Annotated in this window: 9 protein-coding genes; 3 read left to right on the forward strand and 6 right to left on the reverse strand. The window is 70.1% G+C overall.

The genetic code is table 11. The features are described from left to right. Positions 1 to 290: 290 nt before the first annotated feature. Together ctaD and leuA are read right to left on the reverse strand one after the other, a co-directional pair. Positions 291 to 2,030 carry a cytochrome c oxidase subunit I gene (gene ctaD, locus CA951_RS12780; protein ID WP_087557194.1) on the reverse strand — a complete coding sequence of 580 codons (1,740 nt, stop codon included), beginning with the start codon at positions 2,028 to 2,030 and terminating at the stop codon, positions 291 to 293. 170 nt (positions 2,031 to 2,200) lie between these two features. Further along, on the reverse strand, positions 2,201 to 4,009 hold the full coding sequence (leuA, locus tag CA951_RS12785) for a 2-isopropylmalate synthase (protein ID WP_087557195.1): 1,809 nt from the start codon (positions 4,007 to 4,009) through the stop codon (positions 2,201 to 2,203). 204 nt (positions 4,010 to 4,213) lie between these two features. Here leuA and CA951_RS12790 point away from each other — a divergent pair, with 204 nt between their 5' ends. Both CA951_RS12790 and CA951_RS12795 read left to right on the forward strand, forming a co-directional pair. Continuing rightward, on the forward strand, positions 4,214 to 5,221 hold the full coding sequence (locus CA951_RS12790; RefSeq protein ID WP_087557196.1) for a hypothetical protein: 1,008 nt from the start codon (positions 4,214 to 4,216) through the stop codon (positions 5,219 to 5,221). Between the two features lies 1 nt (position 5,222). After that, positions 5,223 to 5,573 carry a hypothetical protein gene (locus CA951_RS12795; protein ID WP_087557197.1) on the forward strand — a complete coding sequence of 117 codons (351 nt, stop codon included), beginning with the start codon at positions 5,223 to 5,225 and terminating at the stop codon, positions 5,571 to 5,573. A 90-nt stretch (positions 5,574 to 5,663) separates the two neighbouring features. Here CA951_RS12795 and CA951_RS12800 read toward each other — a convergent pair whose 3' ends face one another. The 3 genes from CA951_RS12800 to CA951_RS12810 form a co-directional block, all read right to left on the reverse strand. Further along, the gene (locus CA951_RS12800; protein ID WP_087557198.1) at positions 5,664 to 6,629 is read right to left on the reverse strand and encodes a pirin family protein; all 966 of its coding nucleotides are present in this window, start codon (positions 6,627 to 6,629) and stop codon (positions 5,664 to 5,666) included. Positions 6,630 to 6,762: 133 nt separating this feature from the next. Then, on the reverse strand, positions 6,763 to 7,176 hold the full coding sequence (locus tag CA951_RS12805; RefSeq protein ID WP_072938179.1) for a DUF732 domain-containing protein: 414 nt from the start codon (positions 7,174 to 7,176) through the stop codon (positions 6,763 to 6,765). A 94-nt stretch (positions 7,177 to 7,270) separates the two neighbouring features. Beyond that, positions 7,271 to 17,848: a type I polyketide synthase gene (locus CA951_RS12810; RefSeq protein ID WP_087557199.1), complete on the reverse strand. Its 10,578-nt coding sequence runs from the start codon at positions 17,846 to 17,848 to the stop codon at positions 7,271 to 7,273. 348 nt (positions 17,849 to 18,196) lie between these two features. On the opposite strand from CA951_RS12810, the gene CA951_RS12815 reads away from it, so the two are divergent. Beyond that, on the forward strand, positions 18,197 to 18,985 hold the full coding sequence (locus tag CA951_RS12815; protein WP_087557200.1) for a putative protein N(5)-glutamine methyltransferase: 789 nt from the start codon (positions 18,197 to 18,199) through the stop codon (positions 18,983 to 18,985). A gap of 45 nt (positions 18,986 to 19,030) precedes the next feature. Here CA951_RS12815 and CA951_RS12820 read toward each other — a convergent pair whose 3' ends face one another. Further along, positions 19,031 to 19,705 (reverse strand): metalloregulator ArsR/SmtB family transcription factor, encoded by a 675-nt coding sequence (locus tag CA951_RS12820; protein ID WP_087557201.1) that lies wholly within the window; start codon positions 19,703 to 19,705, stop codon positions 19,031 to 19,033. Positions 19,706 to 19,776: the final 71 nt, after the last annotated feature.

Consider the following 19,776-nt stretch of genomic DNA (forward strand, 5'->3'; position numbering starts at 1 on the left):
CCTCCAGGGGCGCCCCGAACGCGATCGTCGAACCTGCGTCGTTGCAGGGCCGATGCTCGGGGAATGCGAGCATAACGTCGAAAATATGTACCCGCGCGTAACTTCTGCGAGGCCCGGATCGGCTTGTCAAGTCTTCAAGGACTTGCGTGTCGACCCTACGAGAGAGTAAGAAGGCCGGAATTCCGTCGAGCTGGGCGTCCTTCGGCAAACTATCTGCAACCCGTTGTCACGGAGTCGGTTTCGTCCGGTTTTTCGAGATGTTCTCGCAGACGGGAACTTTCACACGGAAGTTACTGAGGGTTCACCTTCGGTTCGACGGTGGCCGGTTCGGTCGCGTGCGCCACCGCGCCCCGCAGGCCCACGTGCGCCTCGCGGTGCATCCGGTCGACCATGTGTGGATAGTGCAGTTCGAACGCCGGCCGCTCGGAGCGGATGCGCGGCAACTCGGTGAAGTTGTGCCGCGGCGGCGGGCAGCTGGTCGCCCACTCCAGGGAGTTGCCGAAACCCCACGGGTCGTCCACCGTCACCACCTCGCCGTACCGGTAGCTCTTGAAGACGTTCCAGACGAACGGCACCGTCGACGCGCCGAGGACGAACGCGAACACCGTGGACACCGAGTTGAGGACGGTGAAGCCGTCCGAGGGCAGGTAGTCGGCGTAGCGGCGCGGCATCCCCTCCGCTCCGAGCCAGTGCTGGACGAGGAACGTGCCGTGGAACCCGGTGAACGTCGTCCAGAAGTGCCACTTGCCGAGGCGTTCGTCGAGCATGCGCCCGGTCATCTTCGGGAACCAGAAGTAGATGCCGGCGTACGTGGCGAACACGATCGTCCCGAACAGCACGTAGTGGAAGTGGGCGACCACGAAGTAGCTGTCCGTGACGTGGAAGTCCAGGGGCGGGCTCGCGAGGATCACGCCGGTGAGGCCGCCGAAGATGAACGTGATGAGGAAGCCGAGCGAGAACAGCATGGGGGTCTCGAACGTCAGCTGACCCTTCCACATGGTGCCGACCCAGTTGAAGATCTTCACCCCGGTGGGCACCGCGATCAGGAACGTCATGAACGAGAAGAACGGCAGCAGCACCGCGCCGGTCGCGTACATGTGATGCGCCCACACGGCGATCGACAGCGCCCCGATGGCGATCGTCGCGTAGACGAGCCCGCTGTACCCGAACACCGGTTTGCGGCTGAACACCGGGAAGACCTCCGTGACGATTCCGAAGAACGGCAGCGCCACGATGTACACCTCGGGGTGGCCGAAGAACCAGAACAGGTGCTGCCACAGCAGCACGCCGCCGTTCGCCGGGTCGTACAGGTGCCCGCCCAGATGCCGGTCGACGAACAGGCCCATCAGCGCGGCGGTGAGGATCGGGAACGCCACCAGGATGAGGATGCTGGTGACGAAGATGTTCCACGTGAAGATCGGCATCCGGAACATGATCATGCCCGGCGCCCGCAGGCAGATGACGGTGGTGATCATGTTGACCCCACCGAGGATGGTGCCGAGGCCCGACAGCGCCAGCCCCATGATCCACAGGTCGGCGCCGACGCCCGGGGAGTGCAGCGTGCTCGTCAGCGGCGAGTACGCCGTCCAGCCGAAGTCCGCGGCGCCGCCCGGGGTGACGAACCCCGCGATCGCGATGGTCCCGCCGAACAGGAACGCCCAGTAACTGAACGCGTTGAGACGCGGGAACGCCACGTCGGGCGCGCCGATCTGCAGCGGCAGGATGTAGTTGGCGAACCCGAACACGATCGGCGTCGCATACAGCAGCAGCATGATCGTGCCGTGCATCGTGAACAACTGGTTGTACTGCTCGTTCGACAGGAACTGCAGACCCGGGACGGCCAGTTCGCCGCGGATCAGCAGCGCCATCAGACCGCCGGCCATGAAAAAGGCGAACGACGTGATCAGGTACAGAATCCCCAGGTCCTTGGGGTCCGTCGTGGTGATCATCTTGTAGAAGAAGGCGCCCTTGGGGCGACGCCGGGCCGGATACGGACGGACCGGACGATGCTGTTGAAATGCCAGATTCACGACGCCCCCCGAAGGGTCCGAGGCGGTTCGGGTCCGGTGTGGACTCCGTTACCAGGGTAGTCACCCGGTGCCCGGAGAGCGGCACTTTCGCACCCCGAAACAAGGCCCGGAAACGACGCTGCCGCAGGTGCGCGTGATGCGCGCCTGCGGCAGCGGTGGTGCGGGAGCGGTCAGTGCGCCCGGTTGACCGCCGAGACGACGGCGCGCAGCGACGCGGTGGTGATCGACGTCGCGATGCCGACGCCCCAGACCACGGTGTTCCGTCCGTCGGGAGCGGTCACGGCGCACTCGACGTACGCGGCGGCCTGGGCGTCGTCGCCCGCCGACATGGCGTGCTCCGAGTAGTCGAGGACCCGCACGTCGAAGTCGATCGTGGCGAGCGCGTCGACGAACGCGGCGAGCGGGCCGTTGCCCGAACCCGAGATCTCGTGCTCCTTGCCGTTGACCTTCACCGTCGCGGTGATCGAGTCGGTGCCGCCGTCCTCCTCGGCCGCGGTGACCTTCTGCTTCATCCGCTCGAGCGGCGTGATCGGAGCCAGGTACTCCTCGTGGAAGACGTCCCACATCTCCTTGGGCGACACCTCGCCGCCCTCGCCGTCGGTGATCCGCTGGACGGCCTGCGAGAACTCGATCTGCAGGCGACGCGGCAGCACCAGTCCGTGATCGGCCTTCATGATGTACGCGACGCCGCCCTTGCCGGACTGCGAGTTGACGCGGATCACGGCCTCGTACGTGCGGCCCACGTCCTTCGGGTCGATCGGCAGGTAGGGGACCGCCCACAGGATGTCGTCGACGTCCGCGTCCTGCGAATCGGCGTCGAACTTCATCGCGTCGAGGCCCTTGTTGATCGCGTCCTGGTGGCTGCCGGAGAACGCGGTGTACACGAGGTCGCCGCCGTACGGGTGGCGCTCGTGGACGGGCAGCTGGTTGCAGTACTCGACGGTGCGGCGGATCTCGTCGATGTTCGAGAAGTCGATCTGCGGGTCGACGCCGCGGGTGAACATGTTGAGCCCGAGCGTGACCAGGCAGACGTTGCCGGTGCGCTCGCCGTTACCGAACAGGCAGCCCTCGATGCGGTCGGCCCCGGCCTGGTAGCCCAGCTCGGCGGCGGCCACACCGGTGCCGCGGTCGTTGTGCGGGTGCAGCGACAGGATGACCGAGTCGCGGCGGGCCAGGTTGCGGTGCATCCACTCGATGGAGTCGGCGTACACGTTCGGCGTCGCCATCTCGACGGTGGCGGGCAGGTTCAGGATCACCGGGTTCTGCGGCGTCGGCTGCAGCACCTCGGTGACGGCATCGCACACCTCCTTGGCGTACGCCAGTTCCGTGCCGGTGTACGACTCGGGGGAGTACTCCCAGCGCCACTGCGTGTCCGGGTACTTCTTCGCCTCTTCGAGGGCCAGGGTCGCCGCGTCGGTCGCGATCTTCTTGATCACCTCGCGGTCGGCCTTGAACACCACCCGGCGCTGCAGCACGGACGTCGAGTTGTAGAAGTGGACGATCACCTTGTTCGCGCCCTCACAGGCCTCGAACGTGCGCTTGATCAGTTCCGGCCGGGACTGCGTGAGCACCTGGATGGTGACGTCGTCCGGGATCGCGCCGTCCTCGATGATCTCGCGGACGAAGTCGAAGTCCGTCTGGCTCGCCGACGGGAAGCCGACCTCGATCTCCTTGTACCCCATCCGCACCAGCAGTTCGAACATGCGGCGCTTGCGGGCGGGGCTCATCGGGTCGATCAGTGCCTGGTTGCCGTCACGGAGATCGACGGCGCACCACTGCGGGGCGCGGTCGATTATCTTGTCGGGCCACGTGCGGTCCGGCAGCGACACCGGCTCCACTTCCTCGGAGAAGGAGCGGTAGCGGAACGTCGGCATCGACGAATTCTTCTGCGTGTTCCATTCCGGCTGATCGGAGGGAGCAGGCTTGGATGGCGGCGTGATGGTGCGCGATCCGGAGGTAAAGGCGTCAGCGGGGGACATGGGATTGATCTCCAGGTTCGATGTGGACTGTCGGGAGTCCAACGGCTGTGTCGACCGGCGCACGAAAAACCCCGCGACGGGAAGCCAGTCTGGATCAGACCCCGTCGCGGCAACCAAGGAGGAGTGCGCGCTGCATACTCAGCACTGTACTCCGGGCACCGTCGTCCGCGTGCCGGGGTTCGAAGTCCGAGTGAGGAGAGAGCGGTGGGCCGCAGCGCGACGGTGGTATCACCGCTGGTGGCCGCCGTTTTTGCGATGGTGCTGGTGTCGTGTTCCGGCGTCGTCGCGGGGGCGCCGAGCGTCGCGGGGGAAGGCGAGCCGATCTACGGCGTGCCGGTCAGCGAGCACACCCGCGCGGAGTTGGCCGTCGCCGCCGCAGCCCGCGACCTCGCACCGTGCGGACTGCTCGACCGAGACCTGGTCGCCGCGTTCGGGCAGGTCACCGCGTACGGACCCGTCGGCGACCTGTCGACCTGCCACGCCGAACTGGTGCCTGCGCGCGGCACCCCCGCCAACCCCGTCTGGGTCGAGGTGACGGTCGGTGAACGCGAACCCACGGAGCGCACCGGCGCGGGGGAGGCGGCGTCGGGAATCGAGGTGCGTCCCGCGGCCGGCGCACTCCCGGGCACGTGCACCCTCTACTTCTCGCTGCCGCCGGTCCCGGACGTCGCCGCCCCCGGCCGCTGGGGCCATGTGTCGTACCTCGACGGGGCAGGCGGGTCGGGCGACTCCGCGGCCGGCGACGACTGCGCGGAGGCTCGGACGGTACTCGGATCGGTCGTGGGCAGGCTGGGGTCGCCGGTGTCTGGACCGTCGGATATTCCTCTTGCGCAACAGGATCCGTGCCGGGTGGTCGAGAAGCTGTCGGTCGAGACGTTCACCCCCGGCAGCCGCCCCTTCGAATGCCACCTGACGCTTCGCGGCGGTGCCGAGGCGTCCGTGCAACTGGCGCTGTCGCCGGAACCGTCGCAGGCCGGCGGCCCCGAAACGGTCGAACTCGACGGCAAGCCGTTCACCTACTTCCGGGACGCGATCGAATGCCACTACTACTTCTATCCGGGGTCCGTGTTCGACACGAACCTGCCGTCGAGTCCGGTGAGCGAACGGGACAAAATCGGCAACCGGCTGACGGCGTCCGTCGCGGCGTCCGCACCTAGCTGCGACGACGCGGAAACGCTGGTGCTCGCCGCGACCGAAGTGTTCGACTACTGAGATGAACACACAGGTCGATGTCGCCCGGGCCTACCTGGACGCGTTGCTCAGCCACGACGGCAACTCGGTGCCCATCGAACCCCGGGCCGTGCGATACGAGATGGGGCTGAAGACGGCGTTCTCCGGAAATCACCTGCGCCGAAGCCTGTCCGGCGGTCCGCAGTACCGGGTGATCCGGTCGATCCGCGACTGCGTGTGGACGGTCGACGGCGACGACGTCACCGTCGACTACCTCCTCGACGCCGGACTCCTCGGCCGCACCCTCGCGACGGTCCGGGTGGTCGAGACGTTCCGGATCCCGTCGCACGACCTGCGCATCCACCGCATCGACGCGAAGATCCGGCGCCCCTGAGCGGTTGCTTCCGATCGGGCTGTCGCGCTGGGACTTCCGGCACGTGAGTGGCAAAGTGTGCTCCCGCACGCTTTGCCACTCACGTACCCGTCAGGCGAGCGTTTCGTGCGCTGCGGGAACGGAACCCAGGCGGCCGGCCTGGAAGTCCTCGAACGCCTGCAGCACCTCGGCCTTGGTGTTCATGACGAACGGTCCGGCCATCGCGACGGGCTCGCGGATCGGCTTGCCGCCGAGGATGAACACCTCGAACGACTTGGTCCGCGAATCCTGCGTGTCCGCCGCGGCGATCGTCAGGGTGTCACCGCGCCCGAAGACGGCGGTCTGGCCCATGCGGATCGGCCGGCGCTCGGAGCCGACGAGTCCGTCGCCCGCGAGGACGTAGGCGAGCGCGTTGAACTCGGGGTTCCACGGCAGCGTCAGGCTCGCACCCGGCGCGACCGTCGCGTGGACGAGGCTGATCGGCGTGTAGGTGGACCCGGGACCGTGGTGACCGTCCACGTCACCGGCGATGACGCGAACGAGGGCGCCGCCGTCGGGCGAGGACAGCAGGGCCACCTTCGCTCCGGTGATGTCCTGGTAGCGGGGTGCGGCCATCTTGTTGTCGCGCGGCAGGTTCACCCACAACTGGACGCCGTGGAACAGGCCGCCGCTCGTCACCAGGTGCTCGGGCGGGGTCTCGATGTGCAAGATGCCGCCACCCGCGGTCATCCACTGGGTGTCGCCGCCACCGATGGTGCCGCCGCCGCCGTTGGAATCCTGGTGCTCCATGATGCCGTCGATCATGTAGGTGACGGTCTCGAAGCCGCGGTGCGGATGCCACGGTGTGCCCTTGGGTTCACCGGGTGCGTAGTCGACCTCGCCCATCTGGTCCATGTGGATGAACGGGTCGAGGGCCGACAGGTCGATGCCGGCGAACGCGCGGCGCACCGGGAAGCCTTCACCCTCGTACCCGACGGGTGCGGTGGTGAGCGAACGGACCGGGCGGTCGACGGCGCCGGGAGCAGGTGCGTCGATACGCGGCAGGGCAAGGATGTTGTCGACCGTCACGGCTGGCATGGGGTGTCTCCTCGTACTCAGGTAATTGATTGTTCAACTACTTCATGCTGTGTAACACCCGCGGGGGAAATAAATTCCCCGTGCGCCTTTCTGGTAGCTGCAGCAACCAGAAAGGCGCACGGGCGCGAAGCGCCTAGTTGAGGACGTTCTCGTGGTCCGGGCAGTACCGCGTGATCGCGCCGATGATGTACGGGTAGACGCCGTCGTTGGTGAGCATCGGCGTCCACTCCTCACGCACCTGGTCGAGCGGCTTGCCCGCGTCGAGGGCGGTGCAGATCTCGCCGGCCTGATGGACCGCCAGATCGTCGTCGGTGACGGTCTGGTTGTTCGCGCGCAGGTAGGCCAGATAGTCGGCGGCCGTCTGCGGGTCGTCGGCGACCGCGAAGACTCGGCTGCCGGGGGCTGTGGCGGCGGTCGTCCGCGCCGCCACGGACGCCGAGGCGGACGTGGTCTCGGATGCTGCGGTGTCGGTGTCGCCACCACCGCAGGCGGTGAGGAGTGCCGCGGAGCAGACGGTGAGGGCGGTCAGAGCAAGGGTGCGGCGCATGGGGCGTGTGATTCCTTTCGAGGCCTGTGACGGCGACGATCGTATCGCCTGCGGGGCCGGTGTTCCCGGCGGCGATCACCCACGCTGTTCCCGGTCAGAGACCGCGGTCGATCAGGTCCAGGATCTCCTCACTCGTCGCGGCGTGAATCTTGTCGACCGCGGCGGCATGCGCGTCGTCGGACGTTCCGACCTCGGCGAGGAGGCTTCCGAGGCGTTGCGCGATGGCCGACCGCGCCTCGGCGTCGTCGCCGAGTTCGGCGATGGTGGCGCGTAGCCGGTCGACGTCGGCGAGCGCCACCGACATCGGATCCGGGACGAGTTCCGAGCGCAGGAACTCGGCGACGGCCCGCGGGCTCGGGTGGTCGAACACCATGGTCGGCGGCAACCGCAGTCCCGTGGCGGCACCGAGATGGTTGCGGAGCGCGACGGCCGCGAGTGAATCGAAGCCGAGTTCCTTGAACGCCTGGTCGGGGTCCACCGAGTCCGACGCGTCGTAGCCGAGCACGGTGGCGGCCCCGCCCCGCACCAGGTCGAGCATCAGGTGCCGCTGCTCGGGGATCGACAGGTCGGCGAGTCGCTGCGACCAGTCCGACGGCCCCGACCCGTTCGGTCCGGTCACGACCGAGTCCGATCCGGCGGCGTGCGGGCGCGACTCCCGGATCAGGCCCCGCAGCGGCGGGGGAACGTACGGTGCGGCCGAACCGGAGTGGTCGAACCGCGCGGCGGCGACGGTGGGGGCACCGGCGGCCAGCGCGCTGTCGAACAGGGCGAGGCCGTCCGCTGCGGGCATCGGCACCATCCCACTGAGGCGGGCGCGGGCGAGGTCGATGGCACCGAGGTTGTCGGTCATGGCGCTCGGGGTCGCCCACATACCCCATGCGATGGAGAGCCCGGGCAGCCCGAGCGCGTGCCGGTGATGGGCGAGGGCGTCGAGGAACATGTTCGCGGCCGCGTAGTTCGCCTGCCCGGGAGCGCCGAGGACGCCGGCGAGCGAGGAGAACACGACGAACGCCCGCAGGTCGCTGTCCGCGGTCAGTCGGTGCAGGTTCCAGGCCGCGTCGACCTTCGGCCGCAGGACCGTGTCGAGTCGCTCGGGTGTCAGCGACGCCAGGGTGCCGTCGTCGATCACGCCTGCCGCGTGGATCACCGCTGTCAGGGGATGCTCGGACGGTATCCCCGCCAGCAACCCGGCGACCGCCGACTCGTCCGCGGCGTCGCAGGCGACGATGCTCACCTCGGCACCCAGATCGCTCAGTTCGCGGCGCAACCGGTCGCTGCCCTCGGCGCCGGGTCCGCGCCTGCTGGTCAGCAACAGATGCCGGGCTCCGTGCTCGGTCACCAGGTGGTGGGCGACCAGAGACCCGACCGTCCCGGTGCCGCCGGTGACGAGCACGGTGCCGCCGGGATCGAACGTCGTCGGCTCGTCGACGGCGGGCATGCGCCGCAACCGCGGTGCGCACAGCGTGCCGTTCCGGGCCGCCACCTGCGGTTCCCCGCTCGCCAGTGCCGACGTGATCGCGGCCTCGGCGTCCGACGCGTCGTCGAGGTCGATCAGCACGAACCGGTCCGGGTTCTCGTTCTGCGCGGAGCCCACCAGGCCCCACACCGCCGCGGCGGCGAGGTCGGGACGGGCGTCGTGGTCCTGCCCGTCGTCGGTGACCATGGCGTTGCGGGTCACGATCACGAGCGGGTTGTCGGCGAACGTCTCGTCGTCCTGCCAGTCCTGCAGCAGTCGCAGCACCCGCGCGCACAGTTCGTGGGTCGCGTCCGGACCGTGGTCGCCGTCGGTCGCGCACCCGACGACCACCGTCCACGGACGCCGGTCGTCTTCGTCCGGCCCGGATTCCATCGCGGTCCGCAACGACTCCAGGTCGGGACACCCCGGGAACGTCGAACCGATACCCGGGTCGCCGAATCCGTCGGAGCCGAGAACGACCACCGGTCCGCGCGGCCCGGACGGCGCGGCCTCCACTCGGATCCAGGCGGTCCGGTGCAGTCGCAGCGGCGCCGGACGGCCCCCGTCGACCGTCCGCTGCGCCACGCGCAGCGCCTCGACGGTCAGCACCTGCTCACCGGCGGGGTCGACGGCGGTGATGCGATGCCATCCGTCGTCGCCGGGTGTGAACCGGGCGGTCACCGCGTCCGCACCGACGCTGTGCAGACGGATCCCCGACCAGGTCTGCGGCCAGCCGTCCCACCCGAGGAGGGGTTCGATCGCGGCCTGCAGCAGCACCGGGTGGATGCCGAACCCGCTCGCGTCGACACCGTCCCCGAGCCGCACCTCGGTTTCGGTGTCACCCGGATCCTGTTGCGGCACTGCGTCGGACGAGCCGACGACGTCGTCGATTTCCGCCGACGCGTTCCGAACCCAGCTGTCCGGGCTGTCGGTGTCGCCCGACTTCGACGACACGGTGACGGTGCGTGCCCCGGTGGTGTCCGGCGGCGACACGAGGACGCGGATCGAGGCCAGCCCCGACGTCGAGAGGACGAGCGGGTGGTGCAGGGTGAGTTCGTCGATGTGGTCGAGGCCGACGTGGTGGGCCGCGTGCAACGCGAGTTCGACCGGCACCGCGGGCAGCACCGTCTGTGCCTCGCTCGCCGACGGGGAGTCGCCGTCGTCGACCGACGGTGGCACGAGCCAGGGGTCCCGGTGTAGCGACAGTTGTCCGGTGAACAGGGTCGCGTCGTCGTCGAGGGTCACCGCGGCACCGAGCAGCGGATGATCGGACGGGGTCAGCCCCAGTTCGGTGGGATCGCCGGTGTTCCGGACCGATGCCGTCGGCCAGTAGGAGCGGCGCTGGAATGCGTACGTGGGCAAGGCTACCCGGCGCCGGCCGGGCAGCACCCGATCCCAGTCGACCGGTGCGCCCTGCACGTAGGCGGCGGCGACCGCCGCGATGATCCCGTGCGCCTCGTCGTCGGTCCCGGGAAGCGTGGCGATCGTGTTCGGCACGACCTCGGCGGCGAGTGCCGCCAGGGTTGCGCCGGGACCGACCTCGACGAGGCGGGTGACGCCGAGTTCGTCGAGGGCGCGCACGCCGTCGTGGAACCGCACCGTGTGCCGGATGTGCCGGGTCCAGTAGTCCGGCGACACGAGTTCCTCGGCGGTGGCGACGCGTCCGGTGACGTTGGAGACGACCGGGATCTTCGGTTGCTGCGCCGACAGTTTCGACAGGACGGCGGTGAACTGGTCGAGGATCGGATCCATCAGGGTCGAGTGGAAGGCCCGCTCCACCCGCAGGCTCGTGGTCTTCAGTCCGGCGGCGGACAGTTCGGCGGCGACGGCGTGCACGTCGCGTTCGCCGCCGGCGAGAACCACGGATTCGGCGCCGTTGACGGCCGCGAGATCGACACGACCATCGATCCGCGGCAGGATGTCCTCCTCGCGTGCCCGGACGGCGATCATCCGACCCGGTTTGGTGGACTGCATCAACCGTCCGCGGTCGCCGACCAGGGCGGCCGCATCGGGCAGGCTGAACACGCCCGCGACGTGGGCCGCGGTGATCTCGCCGATCGAATGGCCGATGAGGTAGTCGGGGGTGATGCCCCACTCCCGCAGCAGCCGGTACAGCGCGACCTCGATCGCGAACAGGGCCGGCTGGGTGTATTCGGTGCTGTCGAGTTTCGCGCCGTCGTCCTCGTCCCAGATCACCTGCCGTACCGGGGTTTCGACATGCTCGTCGAGGACGGAGCAGACCTCGTCCAGTGCCGTCGCGAACACGGGGTAGGCGTCGTAGAGGCCGCGGCCCATCCCGATGCGCTGCGCGCCCTGGCCGGTGAACATGAACGCCGTCTTGCCGCGGGCGCTCGTCCCCGTGACGACGTTGCCGCCGGGACGCTCCGTGACGATGCGGGCGAGTCCGTCGCGCAGGTCGTCCAGCGTTTCCCCGATCACCGCGGCGCGGTGCGTGAAACCGGATCGGGTGGTGGCCAGCGAGTAGGCGAGGTCGGCCGGGTCCGGGAGTTCGGTCTCGTTCGTGTCGAGGAATTCCGCCAACCGGGTTGCCTGCGCGCGCAAAGCGTCTCCGGTCTTTCCGGAGAGCACCCACACCAGTGGCGACGCCGACGGCGGCGAGACCTCCGGTGCCGCGTCCTCGGGTGGCTGTTCGAGGATCATGTGCGAATTGGTGCCGCTGATCCCGAACGACGAGACGGCCGCCCGCCGGGGCCGCCCGGTTTCCGGCCAGGCCACCGCTTCACCGAGCAGCGACACCTCGCCCGCGGTCCAATCGACATGCCGGGTGGGGACGTCGCCGTGCAGGCTCGGGGGCAGCACCCCGTGCCGCATCGCCATCACCATCTTGATCACGCCGGCGACGCCCGCCGCCGCCTGCGAATGGCCGATGTTCGACTTGACGGAACCGAGCCACAGCGGACGGCCCTCCCGGCCCTGCCCGTACGCGGCGAGCAGTGCCTGCGCCTCGATCGGGTCGCCGAGCGTGGTGCCGGTGCCGTGTGCCTCGACGGCGTCGATGTCGGTGGGGCCGAGCGCGGCGTCGGCCAGCGCCTGGCGGATGACGCGTTCCTGGGACGGTCCGTTCGGGGCGGTCAATCCGTTGGACGCCCCGTCCTGGTTGACCGCGGATCCACGGACGATCGCCAGCACCCGGTGCCCGTTGCGGCGGGCGTCGCTGAGCCGTTCCAGCACCACCATTCCCGCGCCTTCGCTGAGGCCGGTGCCGTCGGCCCGGTCGGAGAACGGCTTGCAGCGTCCGTCCGAGGCGAGCCCGCGCTGGCGGCTGAACTCCACCAGCACACCGGGTGTGGCCATCACCGTCGCCCCGCCGGCGAGCGCCAGCGTGCATTCACCGTCGCGCAGGGCGCGCGCCGCGAGATGCATGGCCACCAGCGACGACGAGCACGCCGTGTCCACCGTGACCGCGGGGCCGGTGAAGCCGAGCGTGTAGGAGATCCGGCCGGACGCGACGCTGTTGCTGGTGCCGGTCATCAGATAACCCTCGGCGTCGACGTTGCGCTGGGTCATCAGGTGGAAGCCGTAGTCGCCGCCCATCAGCCCGACGAACACACCGGTGTCGGTGAGCCCGGGCGCGGTCGGCTGGATCCCGGCCTGTTCCAGGGCTTCCCACGCGCTTTCGAGGAGCAGCCGGTGCTGCGGGTCCATCGCGATCGCCTCGCGCGGGCTGATGCCGAAGAACGCGGCGTCGAATTCGTCTGCGTCGTAGAGGAACCCGCCCTCCCTCATGTACGTGGTGCCGGGCCGGTTCGGGTCGGGGTCGTAGACCTCGTCGAGATTCCAGCCCCGGTTGTGCGGATATTCGCCCACCGCGTTGTGGCCGTCGCGGACGAGTCGCCACAGGTCCTCCGGGCTGTACACCTTGCCCGGGTAGCGGCACGCCATCCCGACGATCACGATCGGGTCGTCGTCCCGCCGGGCCCGCGCCGGGCCTGCCGGCTGCGGAGCCGTGTCGTCCCCGAGCAGGCGGGCCACCAGTTCCTGGGTGAGCGCGTCCGCGGTGGGATGGTCGAACACCACCGTCGCCGCCAGACGCACACCGGTGGCGGTCGCCAGCTGATTGCGCAGTTGCACCGCGGTCAGCGAGTCGAAACCGAGTTGCTTGAAGGCACGTTCCGGGTCGATCGCCTCCTTGCCTTCGTGACCCAGCACGGCCGCCACGTGGGTGGTGACGATGTCGAGCACGCGGCTGTGGCGCTCCCCGGGGTCCAGGGCCCGCAACTCCTCGGCCAGTCCGGTCGGGGAATCGGCGGCAGCGGCGCGGCGACGACGGACCCCGAGCACTCGGCGCAGTATCGGCGGCAGCGACTCGCCCTCGGATCGGGAGGCTCGCGTCGACAGCCGGACCGGCACGATCAACGGCCGGTTCACGGCGAGTGCGGCGTCGAACAGCGCCAGCCCCGCCTCCGGGCTGATGGTGTCGATGCCGTTGCGCTGCAACCGGTCCAGGTCGGCCGCATTCAGATGTGACGTCATCCCGCTGGGCCGGTCCCACAGCCCCCAGGCCATCGACGTCGCGGGCAGCCCGCGGGCACGGCGGTGCTGTGCGAGCGCGTCGAGGAAGACGTTCGCCGCTGCGTAGTTCGCCTGTCCCGCGCCGCCGAGCACGCCCGCCGCCGAGGAGAACAGCACGAACGCGGACAGGTCGCGGTCCCGCGTGAGGTCGTGCAGATGCCAGCCGCCGTCCACCTTCGGGCGCAGAACCGCGTGCAACTGCTCAGCGCTCAGGGTGGCGGCGGTGGCATCCTCGAGCACGCCGGCTGCGTGGATCACGCCGGACAGGTCGGGAATGCCGGCGAGCAGCGCGGCCACCGCGTCGCGGTCGGCCACGTCGCAGGCGACAGCGTCGACCTCCGTTCCCGACTCGGCGAACTCGGCCCGCAGTTCGTCCGCGGCCTCGGCGTCGAGCACGCGCCTGCCGGTCAGCACGAGCCGCCGCACCCCGTGCTGCGCGACGAGGTGCCGGGCGATCAGCCTGCCGATGGTGCCGGTGCCGCCGGTGATCAGGACGGTGCCGTCCGGGCCGAACGTGGCGGGACCCTCGTCGGGCGCGGCCGTCGCGGGGGTCACCGCGGCGAGCATCGGCGCCAGCAGCACCCCGTCCCGGACGGCCAGTTGAGGTTCGTTGCAGGCCAGCGCCATCGACAGCAGCGCGGGATCGGAGAGTTCACCGGCCGCCGCGTCCAGATCCACCAGGGTGATGCGGTCCGGATGCTCGTTCTGCACCGCGCCGATCAGCCCCCACGCGGGCGCCGCGGACACGTCGTCGACCGATTCGTCGTCGCGGACCGCCACCGCGAGGCGCGTCGTGACCAGCAGGCGGGTCTCGGCCAGCCGATCGTCGCCGAGCCAGGCCCGGACCGCCCGCAGCGTCGACTCCGCGGCGGCGTGCGACCGGGCCGGTACGTCCGCCTCGTCGCCCGGTGCGCGGTCGAGCCACAGCACGCGACCGTCGGGGTCACCGCCCGCGAGCGCCTCGTCGAGCGGCATCAGATCCGCCGGAGAAGCGCTCGACGCACCCACCGGCATCCACTCCACGCGGTAGAGGCTGTCGCGGACCCGGGCGGCAGGCGCACCCGCCTCACCGAGCGGCCGCAGGGCCAGCGATTCGGCGGTCAACACCGGTCGGCCTGCCGCGTCGTACGCGGAGACCCGGTAACGCTCGGGTCCGGTCGTGGTGACGTGTACGCGCAGCGCGGTGGCGCCCACGGCGTGCAGTTGCACCCTGTCCCAGGCGAACGGCAGCCGGATGCCGGTGTCCGCGGCTCCGAGCGCAATCAGGTGCAGCGCCGCGTCGAGCACCGCCGGATGGATCCCGTACCCCGCGACCGCGGCGGCCGGGTCCTCCCCGCTCAGCCGCACCTCGCCGTACAGGTCGTCGCCGCGGCGCCACGCCGCCTTCAGACCGCGGAAGGCCGGGCCGTATTCGTAGCCGGCGTCGTCGAGCACGTCGTACAGGCCGCGGACGTCGATCGGCGTGGCCTCCGCGGGCGGCCACTGCTGTTCGAGGGCGTCGGCGGTGTCCACGGCCACCGTGAGCGTGCCGGTGGCGTGCCGGGTCCACGGCGTGTCCGGCGCGGCATCCGCGGGCCGGGAGTGCACCGACACCGTGGAACGGCCCGCCTCGCCGTCGGCGAGCACGCTCACCTGCAACGCCACCTCACCCTCGGCGGGAATCACCAGGGGCGCCTCGATGGCGAGTTCCTCGAGTCGCCCGCACCCGACGCGGTTCCCCGCGTGCAGGGCGAGTTCCACGAAAGCCGTGCCCGGCAGGATGACCGTGCCCTCGACGCCGTGATCGCTCAGCCAGGGAAGGCGTTGCGGCGACAGCAGTCCCGTGAACACGGCGCCCCGACCGTCACCGAGTTCGACCGACGCGGCGAGCATCGGGTGCCCGCCCGCCTCCATGCCGGTGGACGCGAAATCGCCCTGCGGGACCGGGCTCTCCAGCCAGTAGCGGCGATGCTGGAAGGCGTACGTGGGGAGGTCCACCCACTGCTGCCGGTCGTCGTGCCGAGCCCAGCCAACCCGGTCCCACTCGACGTGCAGTCCGTGGACTTGCGCCTCGGCGAGCGCGGCGGTGAACTGCCGGAGCCCCGCGCGGTCGCGGCGGATGGTGCCGACGGCGCGGCCGGCGACGCCCGCCGCGTCGAGGGTTTCCTGCAACGCCACCGTGAGGACGGGGTGGCTGCACGACTCGACGAACAACCGGTACCCGTCCGCGGCCAGCGATCTCGTCGCCTGCTCGAACCGGACCGTCCGTCGCAGATTCCGGTACCAGTAGTCGGCGTCCAGCGCGGTGCCGTCCAGTACGCCACCGGTCACCGACGAGTAGAACGGAATCCGCGACCGGCGTGGGGTGATCGACGCGAGGACGTCGAGAATCGGCTCCCGCAGCACCGACACGTCTGCACAGTGCGACGCGTATTCCACCGCGATCCGCCTGGCTTGGACACCGTCGCCCTGCAACTGTGCGATCAGCAGGTCGAGGGCGTCGACGGGGCCTGATATCACCGTCGCGGACGGACCGTTGATCGCCGCCACCTCGACGGCCCCGGCCCAGGGCTGAATCTTCTCCCGCACGAGGTCGGCGGGCAGCGTCACCGACGCCATCCCGCCGCCCCGCTTGGCCGACGCGCCGATCACCCGGCTACGGGCCGCCACGACGAGCGCCGCGTCGGACAGGCTCAGCGCCCCCGCGACATACGCGGCCGCGATCTCGCCCTGTGAATGCCCGACCACCGCCGCGGGTTCGACGCCGTGCGATCGCCACAGCCCGGTGAGCCCGACCATCATCGCGAACAGCGCCGGTTGCACCACGTCGACCCGGTCGAGCGCGGCGGGATCACGGTCGCGCAGCACGTCCAGCAGTGAAAAGTTCGTGTACGGAGCCAGCGCTTCGGCGCATTCCCGCACGGTGTCCGCGAAAACCGGTGACGTGTCCAGCAGTTCGGTGGCCATGCCCACCCACTGCGAACCCTGGCCGGGGAAGACGAACACCGGCCGGTCGCCGGCCTCCAGCGCCACGCCGGTGACCACGTCGGCGCTGGGCGCGCCGCGGCTGAGGGCGTCGAGGCCGTTCAACAGCGCGTGGGGTTGTGCGCCGATCACGGCGGCGCGGTGGTCGAACGTGGCGCGGGAACCGAGTAGGGCGCCGGCCACCGCGGCGGGTGTCAGGTCGGGGTGGCCGCTGACGTATTCGCGTAACCGCTCGGCCTGGGCGCGCAGTGCGGGTTCGGTGTGTCCCGACACGAACCAGGCGACGACTTCGTCAGGGGGACGCGGCGGTTCGGCGTCCGAAGGCTCGACCGGCGGCGCCTCCTCCAGCACGACGTGGGCGTTGGTGCCGCTGATGCCGAACGACGAGACCGCGGCCCGGCGGGGACGGTCGGATTCCGGCCACTCCCGATTCTCGGTGAGCAGCGACACCGCCCCGGCGGACCAGTCGACGTGCGGGGTCGGCCGGTCGACGTGCAGGGTCTTCGGCAGGACGCCGTTCCGCATCGCCATGATCATCTTGATCACCCCGGCGACGCCCGCGGCAGCCTGGGTGTGTCCGAGATTCGACTTCACCGAGCCGAGCCACAACGGCCGGTCGGCGGGGCGCTCGCGGCCGTAACCGGCGAGGAGGGCGGACGCCTCGATCGGGTCACCCAGTTTCGTGCCCGTGCCGTGCGCCTCGACCACGTCGACGTCGCCGGGTCCGAGCCCCGCATTCGCCAGTGCCTGCGCGATCACCCGCTCCTGCGCCTGCCGGTTCGGCGCGGTCAGTCCGTTGCTGGCGCCGTCCTGGTTCACCGCGCTGCCCCGGATGACGGCCAGGATCCGGCGACCCTTGCGTTCGGCGTCGGACAGCCGTTCCAGCGCGACCATCCCCGCGCCCTCACCCCACGCCGTGCCGTCCGCTGCGGCCGAGAACGCCTTGCACCGCCCGTCGCGAGCCAGTCCGCGCTGACGGCTGAACTCCACGAACACCGCGGGGGTCGCCATGACCGTAGCCCCGCCCGCCAGCGCCAGTTCGCATTCGCCGCTGCGTAGCGCCTGCATGGCGAGATGGATGGACACCAACGACGACGAGCACGCCGTGTCCACCGTGATCGCGGGACCGTTCAGTCCGAAGCTGTAGGCCACCCGCCCGGACGCGACGCTCATCGCGTTGCCGGTGATGAAGTACCCCTCCAGATCCTCGGGCGGCATGCCGCCCGCCCGCGCCGCGTAGTCGATGCCGGACAGCCCGGTGAAGACGCCGACCTGCCGGCCGTGCACCGACCGCGGGTCGATGCCGGCGTGCTCGAACGTCTCCCAGCTCGTCTCCAGGAGAAGCCGTTGCTGCGGGTCCATCGCCAATGCCTCGCGCGGCGAGATGCCGAAGACCTCGGGGTCGAACCCGGCGGGGTCGTCGAGGAAACTGCCCTGCACCGTGTACGTCTTGCCGGCCTGCTCGGCCTTCGGGTCGTAGAGATCCGCCAGGCCCCAGCCGCGGTCCTCGGGGAAACCGGCGACGGTGTCGGACCCCGACTCGACCAGCCGCCACAGGTCCCGCGGCGAACGCACACCGCCGGGGAACCGGCAGCCCATGCCGATGACGGCGATCGGTTCGCGGCTCACGCCCTCGACCTCACGGAGCTTCTCCCGCGCCTGATAGAGGTCCGCGGTGACTCGTTTCAGATAGTCGAGGAGCTTCGCCTGATCGGCCATACGAGGTCCTATCCGAGATCCGCCGTACGTAGCGCGGAAACCTCGATTGTATCCGCCGACACGATGCGGATGGAGCGGTCTGAGCTTCGCGCCGACGACCGATCTACCTGGTCAGCTCGGCACGCCAAGGGGATACCCAGCGTCGCTCCGGTGTATGCCGATTCCGGCTGTTCGGCTTCCCGGCGACCACCGCTGTCGGTAGTGTTGCGACTCCCAGCAGGATCCGTATCGAGGAGGTGAGAACCGTGTCCGTTCGTTCAGGTCGGGTGCTCTCACTTCGCGACCGCGCGGTCGTACCGACATAAGGTGACCGGGAGAGCGCCCATCGGCATTCCGAAAGGCTCTCCCATGCCAGTGTCTCTCTCCCCGTCCCTCGAATTCGTCCTCGTCACGAGGCTTCGCGCCGCCGGCTGTGTGTTCGCCGAGGACGAGGCGCGCCTGATCGTCTCCGCCGCCCGCACGTCGGACGAACTCGCCTCGATGCTGGACCGCCGCGTCGCGGGCGTCCCCCTCGAACACGTCCTCGGCTGGGCCGAATTCTGCGGGCTCCGGATCGAGGTCGATCCGCGGGTGTTCGTGCCGCGGCGCCGCACCGCGTTCCTCGTCGAGCAGGCCGCCGCCCTCGCGTGCCCGCACGCGGTCGTGGTCGACCTGTGCTGCGGTTCGGGGGCGGTGGGCGCCGCGCTTTCCGACACTCTCGACGGCATCGAGTTGTATGCGGTCGACATCGACCCCGCCGCGGTCCGGTGTGCGCGGCGCAACCTCGTCGAACCGGCCCGGGTGTTCGAGGGCGACCTGTACGCACCGTTGCCGACCGCGCTGAGGGGACGCATCGACGTACTGGTCGCCAACGCCCCCTATGTGCCGACCGATGCGATCAGGTTGATGCCGCCGGAGGCCCGGTTCCACGAACCGCGGGTCTCACTCGACGGCGGCGCCGACGGACTCGACGTCCAGCGGCGCGTCACCGCCGGGGCGCGCGACTGGCTCGCGCCGGGCGGTCACCTGCTGATCGAGACCAGCGCGAGTCAGGCCCCGCTCACCGCCGCGGCGTTCGCGGAGGCCGGGCTCACCACCCGGATCGAGACGTCCGAAGACGTGGGCGCCACCGTCGTCGTCGGCACCAATCCCAGGTGAGCGACCACTCCAGGTGAGTGGCGAAGCGTCCCGGGGGACACTTTGTCACTCACCTGGGGAGTCGATCCGCACGCAGCAGTACCCCTCGGCCGGGGCCAGAGTCGCGTGGCGGTCCTCGCAGCCCGCGCCGTCGAGCAGCCCGGACAGCAGTGCGAGGTTCATCCCGCACACCATGTCGGTGTGCTGCCGGGCGAGCGCATGGAACGGGCAGTTGACCAGCACGATGGTCCCGTCGCTGCTCCGCGGTTCGTAACCGCAGTCCGCGAGCGCCGCAACCAGGTCGTCCTCCGAGCAGCCGAGGTCGGCGCCGAGGCCGCGACCGAAGTCGTGCGCCCGCGCGGACAGGGCGTCGCGCGGAGAGGCGCCGGTCGCGGCGGCGTCTTCGATCGCCTGCGCGAACAGCTCGCCGGCGAGCGCGTACGTGCGTTCGGGGAGGTGCACCGCGAACTCGCGGTCGGACCGCCGGTACAGCTTGGCGGGCCTTCCCGCGCCCGGTCCCGAGCGCCCGCCGCGCCGCGCGAACTCGACCGCCAGCAGTCCCTCGTCGGCCAGTTTCTCGAGATGGAACGCGGACGTCGAGCGGGCGAGACCCAGCGCTTCGGCGACGTCGTCGCGGCTGACCGGGGACGGCTGCGTGCGCACGTGGTCGTACACCTGCCTGCGGACCGGCTCGCCGAGGGCGGAGACGGCCGAGACGTCCGAACGTGGTGTGGCATCCATGAGCCCATTGTAAAACTCAGAATCGTTGACTAAATTGCGCGCCGAATTCTATAGTCAAAGAACATAGTTTT

The sequence above is a fragment of the Rhodococcus sp. NCIMB 12038 genome (assembly GCF_002165735.1).
GTDB lineage: Bacteria > Actinomycetota > Actinomycetes > Mycobacteriales > Mycobacteriaceae > Rhodococcus_F.